The sequence below is a fragment of the Amycolatopsis sp. CA-126428 genome, assembly GCF_002904335.1.
GTDB lineage: Bacteria > Actinomycetota > Actinomycetes > Mycobacteriales > Pseudonocardiaceae > Amycolatopsis.
Genome location: NZ_PPHF01000034.1, coordinates 51,873 through 64,913, shown reverse-complemented (window position 1 = coordinate 64,913; position 13,041 = coordinate 51,873). Strand labels below are relative to the sequence as shown.

Annotated in this window: 15 protein-coding genes; 3 read left to right on the top strand and 12 right to left on the bottom strand. The window is 72.1% G+C overall.

Annotated elements, in window-relative coordinates:
* Positions 1-515: 515 nt before the first annotated feature.
* The 3 genes from C2L58_RS10180 to hemL are packed head-to-tail and all read right to left on the bottom strand — an operon-like array spanning position 516 to position 2,997.
* A complete protein-coding gene (locus C2L58_RS10180; RefSeq protein ID WP_103337310.1) occupies positions 516-1,076 on the bottom strand; it encodes a TlpA family protein disulfide reductase in 561 nt (186 codons plus the stop codon).
* A complete protein-coding gene (locus tag C2L58_RS10175) occupies positions 1,073-1,699 on the bottom strand; it encodes a histidine phosphatase family protein (protein ID WP_103337309.1) in 627 nt (208 codons plus the stop codon). Before C2L58_RS10175 ends, C2L58_RS10180 begins: the two co-directional genes overlap by 4 nt.
* Positions 1,696-2,997, bottom strand: a complete 1,302-nt coding sequence (hemL, locus tag C2L58_RS10170; RefSeq protein WP_103337308.1) for a glutamate-1-semialdehyde 2,1-aminomutase — start codon at positions 2,995-2,997, stop codon at positions 1,696-1,698. Before hemL ends, C2L58_RS10175 begins: the two co-directional genes overlap by 4 nt.
* Before the next feature lie 60 nt (positions 2,998-3,057).
* On the opposite strand from hemL, the gene C2L58_RS10165 reads away from it, so the two are divergent.
* Positions 3,058-3,534 carry a TspO/MBR family protein gene (locus C2L58_RS10165; protein ID WP_103337307.1) on the top strand — a complete coding sequence of 159 codons (477 nt, stop codon included), beginning with the start codon at positions 3,058-3,060 and terminating at the stop codon, positions 3,532-3,534.
* Here C2L58_RS10165 and C2L58_RS10160 read toward each other — a convergent pair.
* From C2L58_RS10160 to hemB, 8 genes are all read right to left on the bottom strand, one after another.
* Positions 3,531-4,088, bottom strand: coding sequence for a hypothetical protein (locus tag C2L58_RS10160; RefSeq protein WP_103337306.1), 558 nt, complete (start codon positions 4,086-4,088; stop codon positions 3,531-3,533). The two genes, C2L58_RS10165 and C2L58_RS10160, sit on opposite strands and share 4 nt — an antisense overlap.
* Positions 4,089-4,099: 11 nt before the next feature.
* A complete protein-coding gene (locus tag C2L58_RS10155) occupies positions 4,100-5,305 on the bottom strand; it encodes an ABC transporter permease (protein WP_103337305.1) in 1,206 nt (401 codons plus the stop codon).
* Complete coding sequence (locus tag C2L58_RS10150; protein WP_103337304.1) at positions 5,302-6,006, bottom strand: ABC transporter ATP-binding protein; 705 nt, start codon at positions 6,004-6,006, stop codon at positions 5,302-5,304. Before C2L58_RS10150 ends, C2L58_RS10155 begins: the two co-directional genes overlap by 4 nt.
* On the bottom strand, positions 6,003-7,304 hold the full coding sequence (locus tag C2L58_RS10145; protein WP_103337303.1) for an efflux RND transporter periplasmic adaptor subunit: 1,302 nt from the start codon (positions 7,302-7,304) through the stop codon (positions 6,003-6,005). The genes C2L58_RS10150 and C2L58_RS10145 overlap by 4 nt, the downstream gene beginning before the upstream one ends.
* Positions 7,305-7,366: 62 nt before the next feature.
* The gene (locus tag C2L58_RS10140; RefSeq protein WP_103337302.1) at positions 7,367-7,705 is read right to left on the bottom strand and encodes a hypothetical protein; all 339 of its coding nucleotides are present in this window, start codon (positions 7,703-7,705) and stop codon (positions 7,367-7,369) included.
* A gap of 13 nt (positions 7,706-7,718) precedes the next feature.
* Positions 7,719-8,165: a hypothetical protein gene (locus C2L58_RS10135; RefSeq protein WP_103337301.1), complete on the bottom strand. Its 447-nt coding sequence runs from the start codon at positions 8,163-8,165 to the stop codon at positions 7,719-7,721.
* Complete coding sequence (locus C2L58_RS10130) at positions 8,162-8,698, bottom strand: hypothetical protein (RefSeq protein WP_103337300.1); 537 nt, start codon at positions 8,696-8,698, stop codon at positions 8,162-8,164. The genes C2L58_RS10135 and C2L58_RS10130 overlap by 4 nt, the downstream gene beginning before the upstream one ends.
* Before the next feature lie 17 nt (positions 8,699-8,715).
* Positions 8,716-9,687, bottom strand: a complete 972-nt coding sequence (gene hemB / locus C2L58_RS10125) for a porphobilinogen synthase (RefSeq protein ID WP_103337299.1) — start codon at positions 9,685-9,687, stop codon at positions 8,716-8,718.
* Positions 9,688-9,774: 87 nt separating this feature from the next.
* Between hemB and C2L58_RS10120 the strand changes: the two genes are divergently transcribed.
* Both C2L58_RS10120 and C2L58_RS10115 read left to right on the top strand, forming a co-directional pair.
* Positions 9,775-10,551, top strand: a complete 777-nt coding sequence (locus C2L58_RS10120; RefSeq protein ID WP_233225657.1) for a helix-turn-helix domain-containing protein — start codon at positions 9,775-9,777, stop codon at positions 10,549-10,551.
* 9 nt (positions 10,552-10,560) lie between these two features.
* Positions 10,561-11,451: an NAD-dependent epimerase/dehydratase family protein gene (locus tag C2L58_RS10115; protein ID WP_103337297.1), complete on the top strand. Its 891-nt coding sequence runs from the start codon at positions 10,561-10,563 to the stop codon at positions 11,449-11,451.
* A 52-nt stretch (positions 11,452-11,503) separates the two neighbouring features.
* On the opposite strand, the gene C2L58_RS10110 is transcribed toward C2L58_RS10115, so the two are convergent.
* Positions 11,504-13,036: a uroporphyrinogen-III synthase gene (locus C2L58_RS10110; protein WP_103337296.1), complete on the bottom strand. Its 1,533-nt coding sequence runs from the start codon at positions 13,034-13,036 to the stop codon at positions 11,504-11,506.
* Positions 13,037-13,041 lie beyond the last annotated feature (5 nt).

The window sequence follows — 13,041 nt, the reverse complement described above, 5'->3', positions numbered from 1 at the left end:
TCTGATTCCGCCTGATTCATCCACAGCCCGGCCCGGCCCTGACTCCGCCTGATTCCTCCACAGCCCGGCCCGGCCCGGATTCCGCCATTCCTGCCCGGCCCGGCCCTGACTCCGCCTGATTCCTCCACAGCCCGGCCCGGCCCTGACTCCGCCTGATTCATCCACAGCCCGGCCGAGTTGTGGAGGACTCCGCTTTCCGACCGGCGATTTCGGGGTTCTGTCGTACCCCGCCGATAGACTGGACCAGGGAGGTCCCCCCAAGGGAAGGGCGGGCCGCGCTCTCGAGCCGGGCGGTCGTCGAGCATCGGGAGGCGTGTCGTTGCGGGTGACCGCCACCCCGAAGCCGGATTGTGACTACGGACGGTAGCGCCGCGTCAAGGTGGGAAAGATGCCTTGACCCGGCACCACCGTCCGCGTGCTGGCTTCGGATCGGGGTGGCGGGGGAGGTCTGGGTGGGGCGCGGGTCAGGCGCGCCGGTCGGCAAACCGGCAAAAAGCCCCCGCAAAAGCGCCCGCTCAAGCCTCCGCGGTCAGTCGTTGCGTCACCGGGAGCAGGTCCTGGGCCAGCACCGGTCGCAGGAACACCGCCGCCACTCGGTGTTGCTTGTCCAGCACGATCGTCGACGGGATGATGTTGCGGGGGTAGCCGCTCAGCTTGAGGAGCACCCGGCCGTCCGGGTCGTAGATCGACGGGTACGTCAGCTGCCGGTCGCGGACGAAGTCCTGGGCCACCTCGCGGGCCGGGTCGCGGACGTCGATGCCCACCACCTGGACGCCCTGCTTCGCCAGCGACTCCATCTCCGGTGCCTCCGTGCGGCACGGCCCGCACCACTGGCCCCACAGGTTGAGCACCACGACCTTGCCCGCGTAGTCGGCCAGCGACAGCTGCTTGCCCTCGTTCATCAGGTCCTCGCCGGCCAGGACCGGGGCCGTCTGGCGCTGGGCGGCGTCGTAGGTGATGTCGACCTTGCCGCCTGGGGAGACGAAGCTGAAGCTGCTCCCCTGCACCACCGCGTCCTTGCCCGCGCTGCAGCCGGCCAGCGCCAGTACCGCGAGCACCGCCCAGACCAGCCTCATGCCCCGGTCACCTTCGGGTCGGTCGTGCCCGCCGGCTCGCTGTAGACGATCTCGCGCAGCTCGTCGCCGTCGAACACCAGCGACGTCAGGGACGCCAGCGAGCACTGGCGGCGCCGGGGGTCGTGCCACAGGCGCTTGCCCTCGAGGAACCGCCGCAGCGTCCAGATCGGCAGCTGGTGCGAGACGCACAGGGCCTCGTGACCAAGAGCCGCCTCGCGGGCGCGGTGGACCGCGCCGAGCATCCGGTGGGCGATCTCGAGGTAGGGCTCGCCCCACGACGGCTTGAACGGGTTCACCAGCTTCGGCCAGTGCTTGGGCTCCCGCAGCGCGCCGTCGCCGACCGCCACGTGCAGGCCCTCGAACTGGTTGCCCGCCTCGATCAGGCCCTCGTCGGTCGCGATGTCGAGCCGGTGCGCGGCGGCGATCGGGGCCGCCGTCTCCTGCGCCCGCTGCAGCGGCGAGGCGACGACGTGCACGAGGTCGTGGGCGGCAATGGCTTCGGCGACCGTCAGCGCCTGCCGCTGCCCGCGCTCCGAGAGCCGGTAGCCGGGCAGCCGGCCGTACAGGATCTTCGACGGGTTGTGCACTTCGCCGTGCCGAAGCATGTGGACGACGGTGGTCACTGGACGGCCCCGGCCGCCGCGCGCGCCGCCGCGGGCAGCGCCGCTTCGATCACGGAGAACGCTTCGTCGTCCATGGCCGCGTTGACGAACCACGCCTCGTACGCGCTCGGGGGCGCGTACACGCCTCCGTCGAGCAACGCGTGGAAGAACGGCGGGAAGCGCCACGTCTCGGACGCCTGCGCGCCGGCGTAGTCGCGGACCGGCGTCTCACCGAAGAACACGCTCACCAGGTTGCCCGCGTACTGGACGTTGTGCGCGACCCCCGCTTCGAGGAGCGCGGCGTGGAAGAGGTTGCCGAGGCGCTTCGCGTTGGCGTCGAGCGCCGCGTACACGGCGTGGTCGGCCGCGCGCAGCGTCGCCAGGCCCGTGGCCACCGCGACGGGGTTCCCGGAGAGCGTCCCGGCCTGGTAGACCGGGCCGCCCGGGGCGAGCTTGGCCATCACGTCGGCGCGGCCGCCGAAGGCCGCCGCCGGCAGCCCGCCGGACATCACCTTGCCGAACGTGTAGAGGTCGCCGGCCACGCCTTCGAGGCCGAACCAGCCCGCGTGCGAGACGCGGAACCCGGTCATCACCTCGTCCATGATCAGCAGCGCGCCGTGCTCGTGGGCGATCTCGCGCAATCCGGCGTTGAAGCCGTCGTCCGGCGCGACCGCGCCCATGTTCCCGGCCGCCGCCTCGGTGATCACCGCGGCGATCTCGCCCGGGTTGTCCACAAAGGATTTCCGGACCGCGTCGAGGTCGTTGTAGGGCAGCACCAGCGTGTCCGCGGCCTGGGCCCCGGTGACACCCGGCGAGGTCGGCAGCCCGAGCGTCGCGACGCCGGAGCCGGCCTGCGCGAGCAGCGCGTCGACGTGACCGTGGTAACAGCCGGCGAACTTCACGATCTTCGACCGGCCGGTGAACCCCCTGGCCAGCCGGATCGCGCTCATCGTGGCCTCGGTCCCCGAGTTGACCAGGCGGACCTGCTCGACCGGCTCGACCCGGCCGATGAGCTCCTCCGCCAGTTCGACCTCGCCGATGGTCGGGGTGCCGAAGGAGAGCCCGGACGTCGCCGCCCGGCGCGCCGCCTCGACGACCGCCGGGTGCGCGTGCCCCAGGATCATCGGGCCCCAGGACGACACCAGGTCGACGTAGCGGTTGCCGTCGGCGTCCCACAGGTGCGGGCCCTCGCCGCGGACCATGAACCGCGGCGTGCCGCCGACCGAGTTGAACGCCCGCACCGGCGAATTCACCCCGCCCGGGATGGCCGTCTTCGCGCGGTCGAACCATGCCTTGGACTGCTCGGTTCCAGTGCTCACCCACCCAGTGTGGCAAACCCGCTTAGGATGGCGGGCAGCCGCCCGGGAGGGGAACAGCCGGTGACCGAACGCGCCCCGCACCGCAACCCGTGGCTCGTGCTGGCCGGGTTCCTGGGCGTCGTCGCCGTGGTGGCCGTGGTCGGCGGCCTGGCCGCGGCGAACGCGAGGGCGGTCTACGCGCGGCTCGAGCAGCCGGCGTGGGCACCGCCCGCCGCCCTGTTCGGTCCGGTGTGGACGGTGCTGTACGTCACCATCGCGGTGGCGGGCTGGCTGTACTGGCGGACCGACGGCGAGACGCGCGGGTTCGCCGCGTACGGCATCGGCCTGCTGTTCAACCTGCTCTGGACCCCGCTGTTCTTCGAGGGCGGCGCGGCCGGGCTCGCCCTGGCCGACATCGTGCTGCTGGACGTCGTGGTGGTCGTGACGATCGTCCTGTTCGGCCGCCGGTCGAAGGCCGCCGCCGCGCTCCTGGTGCCCTACCTCGCCTGGATCCTCTACGCGACGGCGCTCAACACCGCGATCATCGTCCTCAACTAGCGCGCCGCCTGCTGGGTGATGGTCTGCGCGGCCACCGTCCCGTCGCTGCCGGCCTGGCCCTGGACGACGACCGTCGCGCCCGGCTTCAGGTCCGCCAGCTTGCCCTGCTGGGTCACCCCGACCGTGGTCGAGTCCGATGTGGACACCTTGACGTCGTCGCCCTGCGCGGTCTTGACGTAGACAGTGGTGCCGTCGACGTGGTCGATCGTGCCGGTGGTGCCACGGCCGCCGCGGAACCCGCCGCCCTGCTGGCCGGTGCCGGCTTGCTGGCCACCTTGGGTGCCACCCGCCGGACGGCCGGGCGTCGACGGGGTCGAGGAGCCGAACGCGGCGTGCGTCCAGGCGCCGCCACCGAACGCGATCGCGAAGGCGACCAGCCCGGCGAGCACCAGCGTGGTGCGGGAAAACGGCTTCGCGGCCCGGCGCATTTCGGCGTTCAGGTCGCCGTCGACGGCCGGGCTGGCGACGATCTGCTCCGCGGTCGGCTCGACGGCGGGCAGGATCGCCGTCGGCTCGTCACCCGGGACGGGCGGCGTCTGGGTGGAGGAAGACATGCGGGGACTCCTTATTCGTGACGCAACGCATCGATGGGCCGGAGCTTGGCGGCCCGGTTCGCCGGGAAGCTGCCGAAGAACAGCCCGATCAGGGCGGAGACCGCGAAGGCGAGCAGGATCGACGAGGGCACCACGACGGGTTTGATCCCGGAGATGGTGAACCGGCTGCCGATCACCCCGATCGCGACGCCGAGCAGGCCGCCGAACAGGCTGAGCATGGTCGCTTCGGCGAGGAACTGGCCGAGGATGGCCGAGCGCGGGGCGCCGATGGCCTTGCGGATGCCGATTTCGCGGATCCGCTCGGTGACCGTGACGAGCATGATGTTGGTGACGCCGATCCCGCCGACCAGCAGGGAGATCGCCGCGACCGCCCCCAGCAGCACGGTGAACGTCTCGGTCGCCGACGTCCGGGTCGCCAGGAGCTGCTCGGAGTTCTGGATCTGGTAGTCCGGGGTGCCGCCGAGCCGGACGCCGTGGCGGGCGTTGAGGATCGCGGTGATCTCGGACTGGGCCAGCGAGACGGCGTCGGCGCTGGTGGCCTGGACGGCGATCTGGCTGAGGCTGCCGTAGCCGGCGAGGGAGTTCTGGACCGCCGAAATCGGCGCGATGGCGACGTCGTCGGCGTTCTGCAGCCCGGTGCTGCCCTTGGCCTGCAGCACGCCGATCACGGTGAACTGGATGCTGTTCAGCAACACGTTCTTGCCGACCGCGTCCGTGGTGGTGCCGAAGATCGACGCCGCGGTCGTCGGGCCGAGCACGACGACCTTCCGCGCGGCCGTGACGTCCTCGCTCGTGAACAGCTGCCCCTGGGCGAGTTCGCGGTTGGTCGTGGTGAAGTACGCGGGTTCGGTGCCGGCGACGCTGGAGATGTCGTAGGACGTCTGCCCGTAGGTCGCGGTCGCCGTCGTGTTGACCACCGGCGAAGCGGCCTTGACGTCCGGGGCGCCGACCGGGTCGACGAGCGCGTGCGCGTCCTGGACGGTCAGCGGCCGCGCCGCCGCGCCCTGGCCGCCGCCGCGGGCCGGGGAGACGTTGACGACGTTGGTGCCGAGGCCCTGGATGCTGGCCGCGATGGCCGCCGACGCGCCGTTGCCGACCGCGACCAGCAGGATCACCGCGGCGACACCGATGGTGATGCCGAGCGTGGTGAGGGCCGAGCGCAGCTTGTTCGCGGTGAGCCCGCGCACGGCGAACCGCAGGATTTCGAGGAGGTTCACAAGACCGCTCCCACCGCACGCGTGGTTTCGTCGGACACGATCAGCCCGTCGTCGACCCGGACGACGCGGTGCGCGTGTGCGGCGACCTCGTCCTCGTGCGTGATGACGACGATGGTGCGGCCGAGGGAGTTGAGCCGGTCGAACACGCCGAGGACGTCCTCGGTGCTGTGCCGGTCGAGGTTGCCGGTGGGTTCGTCGGCCAGCAGCATCGCCGGGCCGGTGACCAGCGCCCGCGCCACCGCGACGCGCTGGATCTGGCCGCCGGAGAGCTCGCTCGGCAGGTGCTTGGCCCGGTCGGACAGCCCGACCATGTCGAGCGCCGCGAGCGCGCGGCGACGCCGCTCGGACCGCTTGAGTCCACTGTAGACCAATGGGAGTTCCACATTGGACAAGGCGGACGTCCGGGGCACCAGGTTGAAGGACTGGAAGATGAACCCGATCTTCCGGTTGCGCAGCAACGCCAACTGCCGTTCGTTCAGCTTGCCGACCCCGAAGCCGTCCAGGAGGTACCGGCCGGACGTCGGCACGTCCAGGCAGCCCAGCATGTTCAGCAGCGTGGACTTCCCCGAGCCGGACGCGCCCATGATCGCGACGTACTCGCCGGGCCACACGGTGAGGTCGACGCCGCGCAGCGCGTGCACCGCCGTCTCGCCGGCTCCGTAGGTCTTGCGCAGTCCGGAGACCGCGATCACCGGGTTCATCCGCGTCCGCCGAAGCCGCCGCCGGTGCCGGTGCCGGTGCCGCGCTGGCCGCCGCCCGGGAACCCACCGGTCCCGCCGCCGGGGAAGCCACCGGTGCCGCCCGTGCCGCCGGTGCGCCCGGTGCCGCCGGTGGTCCCGGTGGAGGCCGTCCCGGTGAGCACGACGTTCTCGCCTTCGGTCACCCCGGAGGTGATCTGGACCGTCGACTCGCCGCGCAGCCCGACCTGCACCTGGCGGGTGGCGTTCTGCCCGTTTTCCTGCACGGTGACGAGGTTGGTGCTGCCGACGGTCTGCACCGCCGCGGCCGGCACGCTCAGCGCGTTGTCCGCCTCGGCGACGGTGATCACGACGCTCGCCGACTGGCCGGGCCGCAGCCCGTCCGGCGGGCTGGTCAGGGCCAGCTGCGCGCCGTAGGAGACGACGCTGCCGCTGGTGGTCGGGGTCAGGTTGATGCTCGACACGGTGGCCTGGACCGGCTTGTCCGGCAGCGCGTTGAGCGTCACGGTGGCCTTCTGCCCGGTCTTGACCTTGCTGACGTCGATCTCCGCGACCGAGGTGTTGACGACCAGGCCGGTCAGGTTCGTGATGGTGATGAACCCGGAGCTGCTGCTGCTGCTCGATGCGGCGGCGCCGGAATTCGACGACGAGCCCTGGCCGCCTTGGCCGCTGCCGCTGCTCGAAGACTGGCTCGTGGCCGAGGAGCCGCTGGAGGACTGCTGCCCGACCGCGCCGTTGATCGCGGTGACCGTGCCGGCGCCGGGCGCGTAGAGCGTCGTGTTGTCGAGCGTCTGCTGCGCGGTCTGGACGTCGAGCTGGGCCTGGTCGAGCTTCGCCTGCGCCGAGGTGACGTTGTTGGCCGCGGCCTGGGCGCTGTTCTGGCTGTTTTGGCTGTTCTGCCCGGTGGCCGGGGTGTTTTCGGCCGTCTCGGCGGTGTTGAGGGCGTTCTGGGCGACGGCGAGGTTCGCCTTCGCGACTTGAAGCTGCTTCGCCGCCTGGGTGCTGTCGACGGTGGCGAGCTTCTGCCCGGTGCTGACGACGTCACCGACCTTGACGTCGATCGAGGTGACCTTGCCGGCCGTCGCGAAGTTCGCCGCGCCGGTGTAGCTGCTGGCGAGGGTCCCGGCGGCGGAGACGGTCTCGGTGACCGTCGCCCGGCGGACCGGGGTGCTGCGCGACTGGGTCTGCGCCGAGCTCGGTCCGGGGCTGAATGCCTGGTATATCCCGAATCCGGCCCCGGCCAGCAGGACAACGAGGGCTCCGTTGATCACCCATGCCTTCGAGGCACGCACGCGCGTCATGCGGCAACCTTGGTGCCGCCGCTTAGCAGGAGACTGTTCGTTTCCTGTGCGCGAGCTGTGTATCAGGCCTTGGTCTTGGCGCTCCGCGCACGGATGGCGAGCGCCAGCTGACGCACCGCGTCGACCAGCAGCAGCGCGGCCACGGTCCCGAGCCCGATGGCGGCGGCGAGCAGCCCGCCGAAGTACCGGTGCGACTCGAGCACGGCGCCGTCCTCGGTCCGGGTGACGACGGTGGCGACGCTGCTGTGCCAGCACGCGTAGGCGGCCCAGCCGGCGACGACGGCGAGCACGACTTCCACGGCGGCGACGAACGTCCGCCAGGGCTTGTGCAGCCGCGCACGCGGGCCGGGTTCTTCCGGCGGCCAGAGCTCGGCCCCGGTGGGCTGCGGAAGGTCGATCACACCGGGGATTTTCTCATGCTTCGCGCGGCGTCGCCCGGACGAGCCGGTCCAGCGCGTCCTGGAGGGCCTCGACGTCCTTCGCCCACGCCAGCACGACCGTGCCGTCGGCCAGCCGCACCGGCAGCGAGTCGTACTTGCGCGGCACCGACCAGCCCCCGCCCAGCACGCGCGCGCCGACCGGCGTCCCGACGTCGGTGACCGAAGCCAGTTGCGCGGCCGGCACCTTCTCCCGGCCCTGCCGCAGCTGCTCGGTCGTCACCTCGAGGGACAGGAACCGGCGGCGCGCGTACACCCACGGCATCGTGATGACGGCCAGCGCGAACCCGACCATCAGCCAGCCCACCACGTGCACCGGGCCGCCGGTGACGAGCTCCGCCAGCGCGCCCACCAGCGCGAACGCCGGGCCCCACCCGATCGCCGCCCAGCTCACGCCGGACTCGGCGTAGAACCGGTCGCTCACAGCTTCTTGCCGACCTTGGGGAAGTAGCCGCTCACCGAAGGCAGGTACAGCAGCACCAGCGCGATCACGAACAGCAGCACCGCGACCAGCGTCAGGTAGCTGAGCACCGGCGCGAAGGTGAAGATCAGCAGCACCATCACGATCGGCAGCACGGTCAGCACCGTCCGGGCCGAGCGGGTGCCTTCGCGGGCCTTGTACGCGAAAAGCAGGAACAGCAGGGTGAACACGACCGATCCGGCGAGGAGGAACCACAGCATCGCCGTGACGCCGTCCGCGATCATCTGCGGCGTGATCTTCGGGTCGGTCGTCCCCTTGACGTACCGGTCGATGACCGCGGACTTGCCGGCCATCAGCTGGACGTACCCCAGGATCAGCACGACGCCGCCGGCCAGCCACAGCCAGAACGACACGGCCACCGGACGCGGGGGTGCCGCCTTCGGGGCCCGCTCGCCGGGGAGCACCGGGTCGGGCGACCGGCCGAGCTTGCGCCGTTCGTCGTCGGTCAGACCCGTGAGGTCCTCTTTGTCTTCCACGCGTGGACTCTAACGGGTCAGTCGAGCCAGGCAGCGGCTTCCGCGGCCCAGTAGCTCAGGATCAGGTCGGCGCCCGCGCGGCGGATCGACGTCAGCACTTCGAGAACCGTCCGCTCGCGGTCCAGCCAGCCGTTCGCCGCCGCGGACTCGACCATCGCGTACTCGCCCGAGATGTTGTACGCCGCCACCGGGACCGGGGAGATGTCCGCGGCCGCCTTGATGACGTCCAGGTAGGCCAGCGCGGGCTTGACCATGATCATGTCCGCGCCCTCGGCGAGGTCCAGCTCGATCTCGCGCAGCGCCTCGCGGCCGTTGCCCGGGTCCTGCTGGTAGGTCTTGCGGTCGCCCTTGAGCTGCGAGTCGACGGCCTCCCGGAAGGGGCCGTAGAACGCGCTGGCGTACTTCGCGGAGTAGGCGAGGATCGCCGCCTCCTTGTGCCCGACCTCGTCGAGCGCCCGGCGGATGACGCCGATCTGGCCGTCCATCATCCCGCTCGGCCCGAGCACGTGCGCCCCGGCTTCGACCTGCGCGATGGCCATCTGGGCGTAGATCCGCAGCGTGGCGTCGTTGTCGACCCCGCCGTCGGCGTCCAGGACACCGCAGTGGCCGTGGTCGGTGAACTCGTCGAGGCAGGTGTCGGCCATCAGCACGGTGGCGTCACCCAGCTCCTGGCGCAGGTCGCGCAGGGCCACGTTGAGGATGCCCTTTTCGTCGACGGCGCCGGAGCCTTCGGCGTCGCGCGTGGCCGGGATGCCGAACAGCATCAGCCCGCCGACGCCGGCGTTGACCGCGTCGACGGCGGCCTTCCGCAGCGTGTCGCGGGTGTGCTGGACGACGCCGGGCATGCTCGAGATCGGCCGCGGCGCGTCGATCCCTTCGGCGACGAACATCGGGAGGATCAGCTGGCGTGGCCGCAGCGTCGTTTCGCCCACCAGCCTGCGCATGGCCGGGGTGGTGCGAAGCCTGCGGGGACGATGCTCGGGGAACACCCTTACCAAGTTACTCCCGCTCCTTTCGCCGCAGTTCCGCAAGGGTGCGCTTGACGCCGCTCTCGCGGAACCGCTTCGGTGCGAAAGGTGTACGTCGAACGCCTCCCCGTGCCCGTGCTGGCCGGCCTGGTGCGGACGGTCTGGGTCCAGCGCACCGGTGACGCGCCGTACGTCCAGCGGCACCTGCCGACCGGCGGGATGGAGCTCCACTTCCCGGCCGGCGGCCGGCCCCGGCTGCTCGGCCCGCTGACCGCGGCGCGGCTCGAGATCATCCCGCCGCGCACGACCCTCGTCGGCGTGCGGTTCCGGCCGGGGGCCGCGCCGCCGCTGCCGGTGCCCCTCGACGACCTGGTCGACCAGCACGTCGACCTGGCGGACGGCCGCTTGGCCGAAGCCGTGGCCACGGCAGGTTCCCCGGAGCGCGCCCTCGAAATCATCCAGGCCTTGCTGCCGGTGAGGGCCGTGGACCCGCTGGTCACCGAGGCCGTGCGGCGGCTGATGCCGTGGCACCCGGTCGACATCGACACCTTGGCCGGGGACCTCGCGCTCTCCCCCAGCCAGCTGCGCCGCCGCTGCCGGCAGGCGGTGGGGGTGAGCCCCAAGGTCCTCCAGCGGACACTGCGGTTCCAGGGCTTCCTCGCGCTGGCCCAGGCGGGCGCCGGCAGCCCGGCCGGCCTCGCCGCCGACGCCGGGTACGCCGACCAAGCCCACCTCAACCGGGAGTGCCGCCGCCTGACCGGGCTGACCCCGCGCGCGCTCCTCGGCGGCAGCCTCGAGGCGTGCGCCTGCGGCCACGACCACACCGCGTCCTCCCTGCCGTTCCTGCGTGATTCGTTCAAGAACTCACCGGCCGGGTGTCCCTAGCCTGGCGCGATGATCCTCGTCACCGGCGGGCTGGGCATGATCGGCGCCCACACCGCCCGCGCGCTCCTCGACCTCGGCCACGACGTGGTCGTGACGTCCCACCGCCGCGGTGAAGTCCCGTCGTTCCTCGAAGGCCGGGTCGCGGTCGAACGACTCGACGTGACCGACCGCGAGGCGTTCCTCGCCCTCGGCGAGCGGCACGCGATCACCGACATCGTCCACCTCGCCGGCGGCATTCCGGGCGAGGATCCGGTCGAGTTCTTCCGCACGGACACGACCGGCCTGCTCAACGCCCTGGCCGCGGCCCGCACCTGGGGTGTTCGCCGGTTCGCGGTCGCGAGCAGCCTCGGCGTGTACATCGGCCGTCCCGAGATCCCGTGGCACGAAGGCTTGGACCTCCCGGCGGTCGCCCTGCCGCACCTCATCATCGCGTTCAAGAAGGCGGTCGAGCCGCTGACGACGCACGGCCTGGCGGGCAGCGGCGTCCAGCCGGTGGTGCTGCGCATCGGCACGATCTGGGGCCCGCTGGTCGACCCGGACTCCCCGTTCTGCCCGATCCCCCGGCTGGTCAACGCGGCAGCACCGCCGCCCGGAGTGCGCGCCGGCGACGGCGGGGACGTCTGCTACGCGCCGGACGCGGGCCGCGCGATCGCCCTGCTCACCACCGCGGAGAAGCTGCGGCACGACACGTACAACGTCTCGAGCGGCCGCCCGTTCACCTACGGCGAGTTCGCGGAGGCCCTGAAGGTGGACCTTCCGCCGGGCCGCGCCGACGGCCCGGGCGAGGACCCGTACCTGGACATCTCCCGGCTCACCGAGGACACCGGCTTCAAGCCCCGGTTCGACGTCGCCGCGTCGGTCGCCGACTACCTGAAGTGGCGCGAAGACAACCCCCGCTGAAACGAGCGAAGGCCGCCCCGGCGAACCGGGGCGGCCTTCGGCACGTCGAACCTCAGGAGCGGCGGGCCCGCTTCGCCTTGCGCGGCGGCGGCAGGGCACCTTCCGCGCGCAGCCGGGCGGCGTGCTCGGCCAGCGCGTCCACCAGGTGGGGGACGTCCGCCTTCTCGGGCTGGACGTCGACCCGGAGCCCGAACTCCACCGCGGTCTCGGCGGTCTTCGGGCCGATGCACGCGACCAGCGTGCGGGTGTGCGGCTTGCCGGCGATGCCGACCAGGTTCCGCACGGTCGAGGACGAGGTGAAGCAGACCGCGTCGAAGCCGCCGGTCTTGATCATCTCGCGGGTCTCGGCGGGCGGCGGGGCGGCCCGGACGGTCCGGTAGGCCGTCACGTCGTCGATTTCCCAGCCGCGCTCGCGCAGGCCGGCAGACAGCGTCTCGGTGGCGATGTCGGCCCGCGGCAGCAGCACGCGGTCGACCGGGTCGAGCACGTCGTCGTACGGCGGGAACTCGGCCAGCAGGCCTTCGGACGACTGCTCGCCCGAGGGGATCAGCTCCGGGATGATGCCGAACGAGCGCACCTTCGCCGCCGTCGACTCACCCACACAGGCGATCTTCACGCCGGAGAACGCACGAGCATCGAGCCCGAACTCTTCGAACTTCTCCCACACCGCGCGGACCGCGTTGGTGGAGGTGAAGACGATCCACTGGTAGCGGCCGTCGACCAGGCCCTTGACCGAACGCTCCATCTGGGCCGGGCTGCGGGGCGGCTCGACCGAGATGGTCGGCACCTCGTGCGAGGTCGCGCCGTGGCCGCGCAGGCGCTCGGCCATCTCGCCGGCCTGCTCCTTGGTGCGCGGCACCAGGACCTTCCAGCCGTAGAGCGCACGCGACTCCCACCACGACAGCTTCGAGCGCTGCCCGGCGGCCTGGCCGATCGTGACGATCAGCGGTCCGACGAGCTCGCCGGCGTCGTTGGCGACCTTCTCGAGCGTGGTGTCGAGGGTGCGCTGGGTGTTGATGGTGCCGTTCGCGGTGACCGCGACCGGGGTCGACGCCGGGACGCCGTTGCCGGTCAGCGCCGACGCGGCCTCGGCCAGGTGCGCCGACGTCGCGTGCAGTACCAGCGGGCCGGGCGCGGCGGCCAGGGCCGCCCAGTCGACGTCGCCGCGGACGTCGACCTCGGTGTGCGTGCCGCCCAGGGCGACACCCGCGTACGCGGGGACGGCCGCGGCCGGCGAGACACCCGGGATGACGTCGAACACGGCGCTCGTGCGCGCGACCGCCTGGACCTCGGCCACCACCGCCGGGGTGGTCAGCGGGTCGCCCGCGACCAGCCGCAGCACCAGCCGGCCGGCCTTGGCTTCGGTGGTCAGGTCCTTGGCGACCTCGGTGGCCTCGCCGACGGCGGGCCGGACCTCGGCGCCCTCGGCCGCCATGGCGAGCACGGACTGCGGCACGTCGGGGTCGGTCACCACGACCTCGGCCTTGGTCAGCAGCTCCTGGGCACGGACCGTGAGCAGGCCGGCGTCGCCGGGCCCGGAGCCCACGAACGCTACGCGCCCGGTGGTTTTTCGCGCGGGGGTCATCTGTG

Coding starts and splice junctions, on each gene's coding strand:
- C2L58_RS10180 (WP_103337310.1), bottom strand. CDS start 1,076: ATGAGGCTGGTCTGGGCGGTGCTCGCGGTACTGGCGCTGGCCGGCTGC.
- C2L58_RS10160 (WP_103337306.1), bottom strand. CDS start 4,088: ATGTCTTCCTCCACCCAGACGCCGCCCGTCCCGGGTGACGAGCCGACG.
- C2L58_RS10150 (WP_103337304.1), bottom strand. CDS start 6,006: ATGAACCCGGTGATCGCGGTCTCCGGACTGCGCAAGACCTACGGAGCC.
- C2L58_RS10145 (WP_103337303.1), bottom strand. CDS start 7,304: ATGACGCGCGTGCGTGCCTCGAAGGCATGGGTGATCAACGGAGCCCTC.
- C2L58_RS10115 (WP_103337297.1), top strand. CDS start 10,561: ATGATCCTCGTCACCGGCGGGCTGGGCATGATCGGCGCCCACACCGCC.
- C2L58_RS10110 (WP_103337296.1), bottom strand. CDS start 13,036: ATGACCCCCGCGCGAAAAACCACCGGGCGCGTAGCGTTCGTGGGCTCC.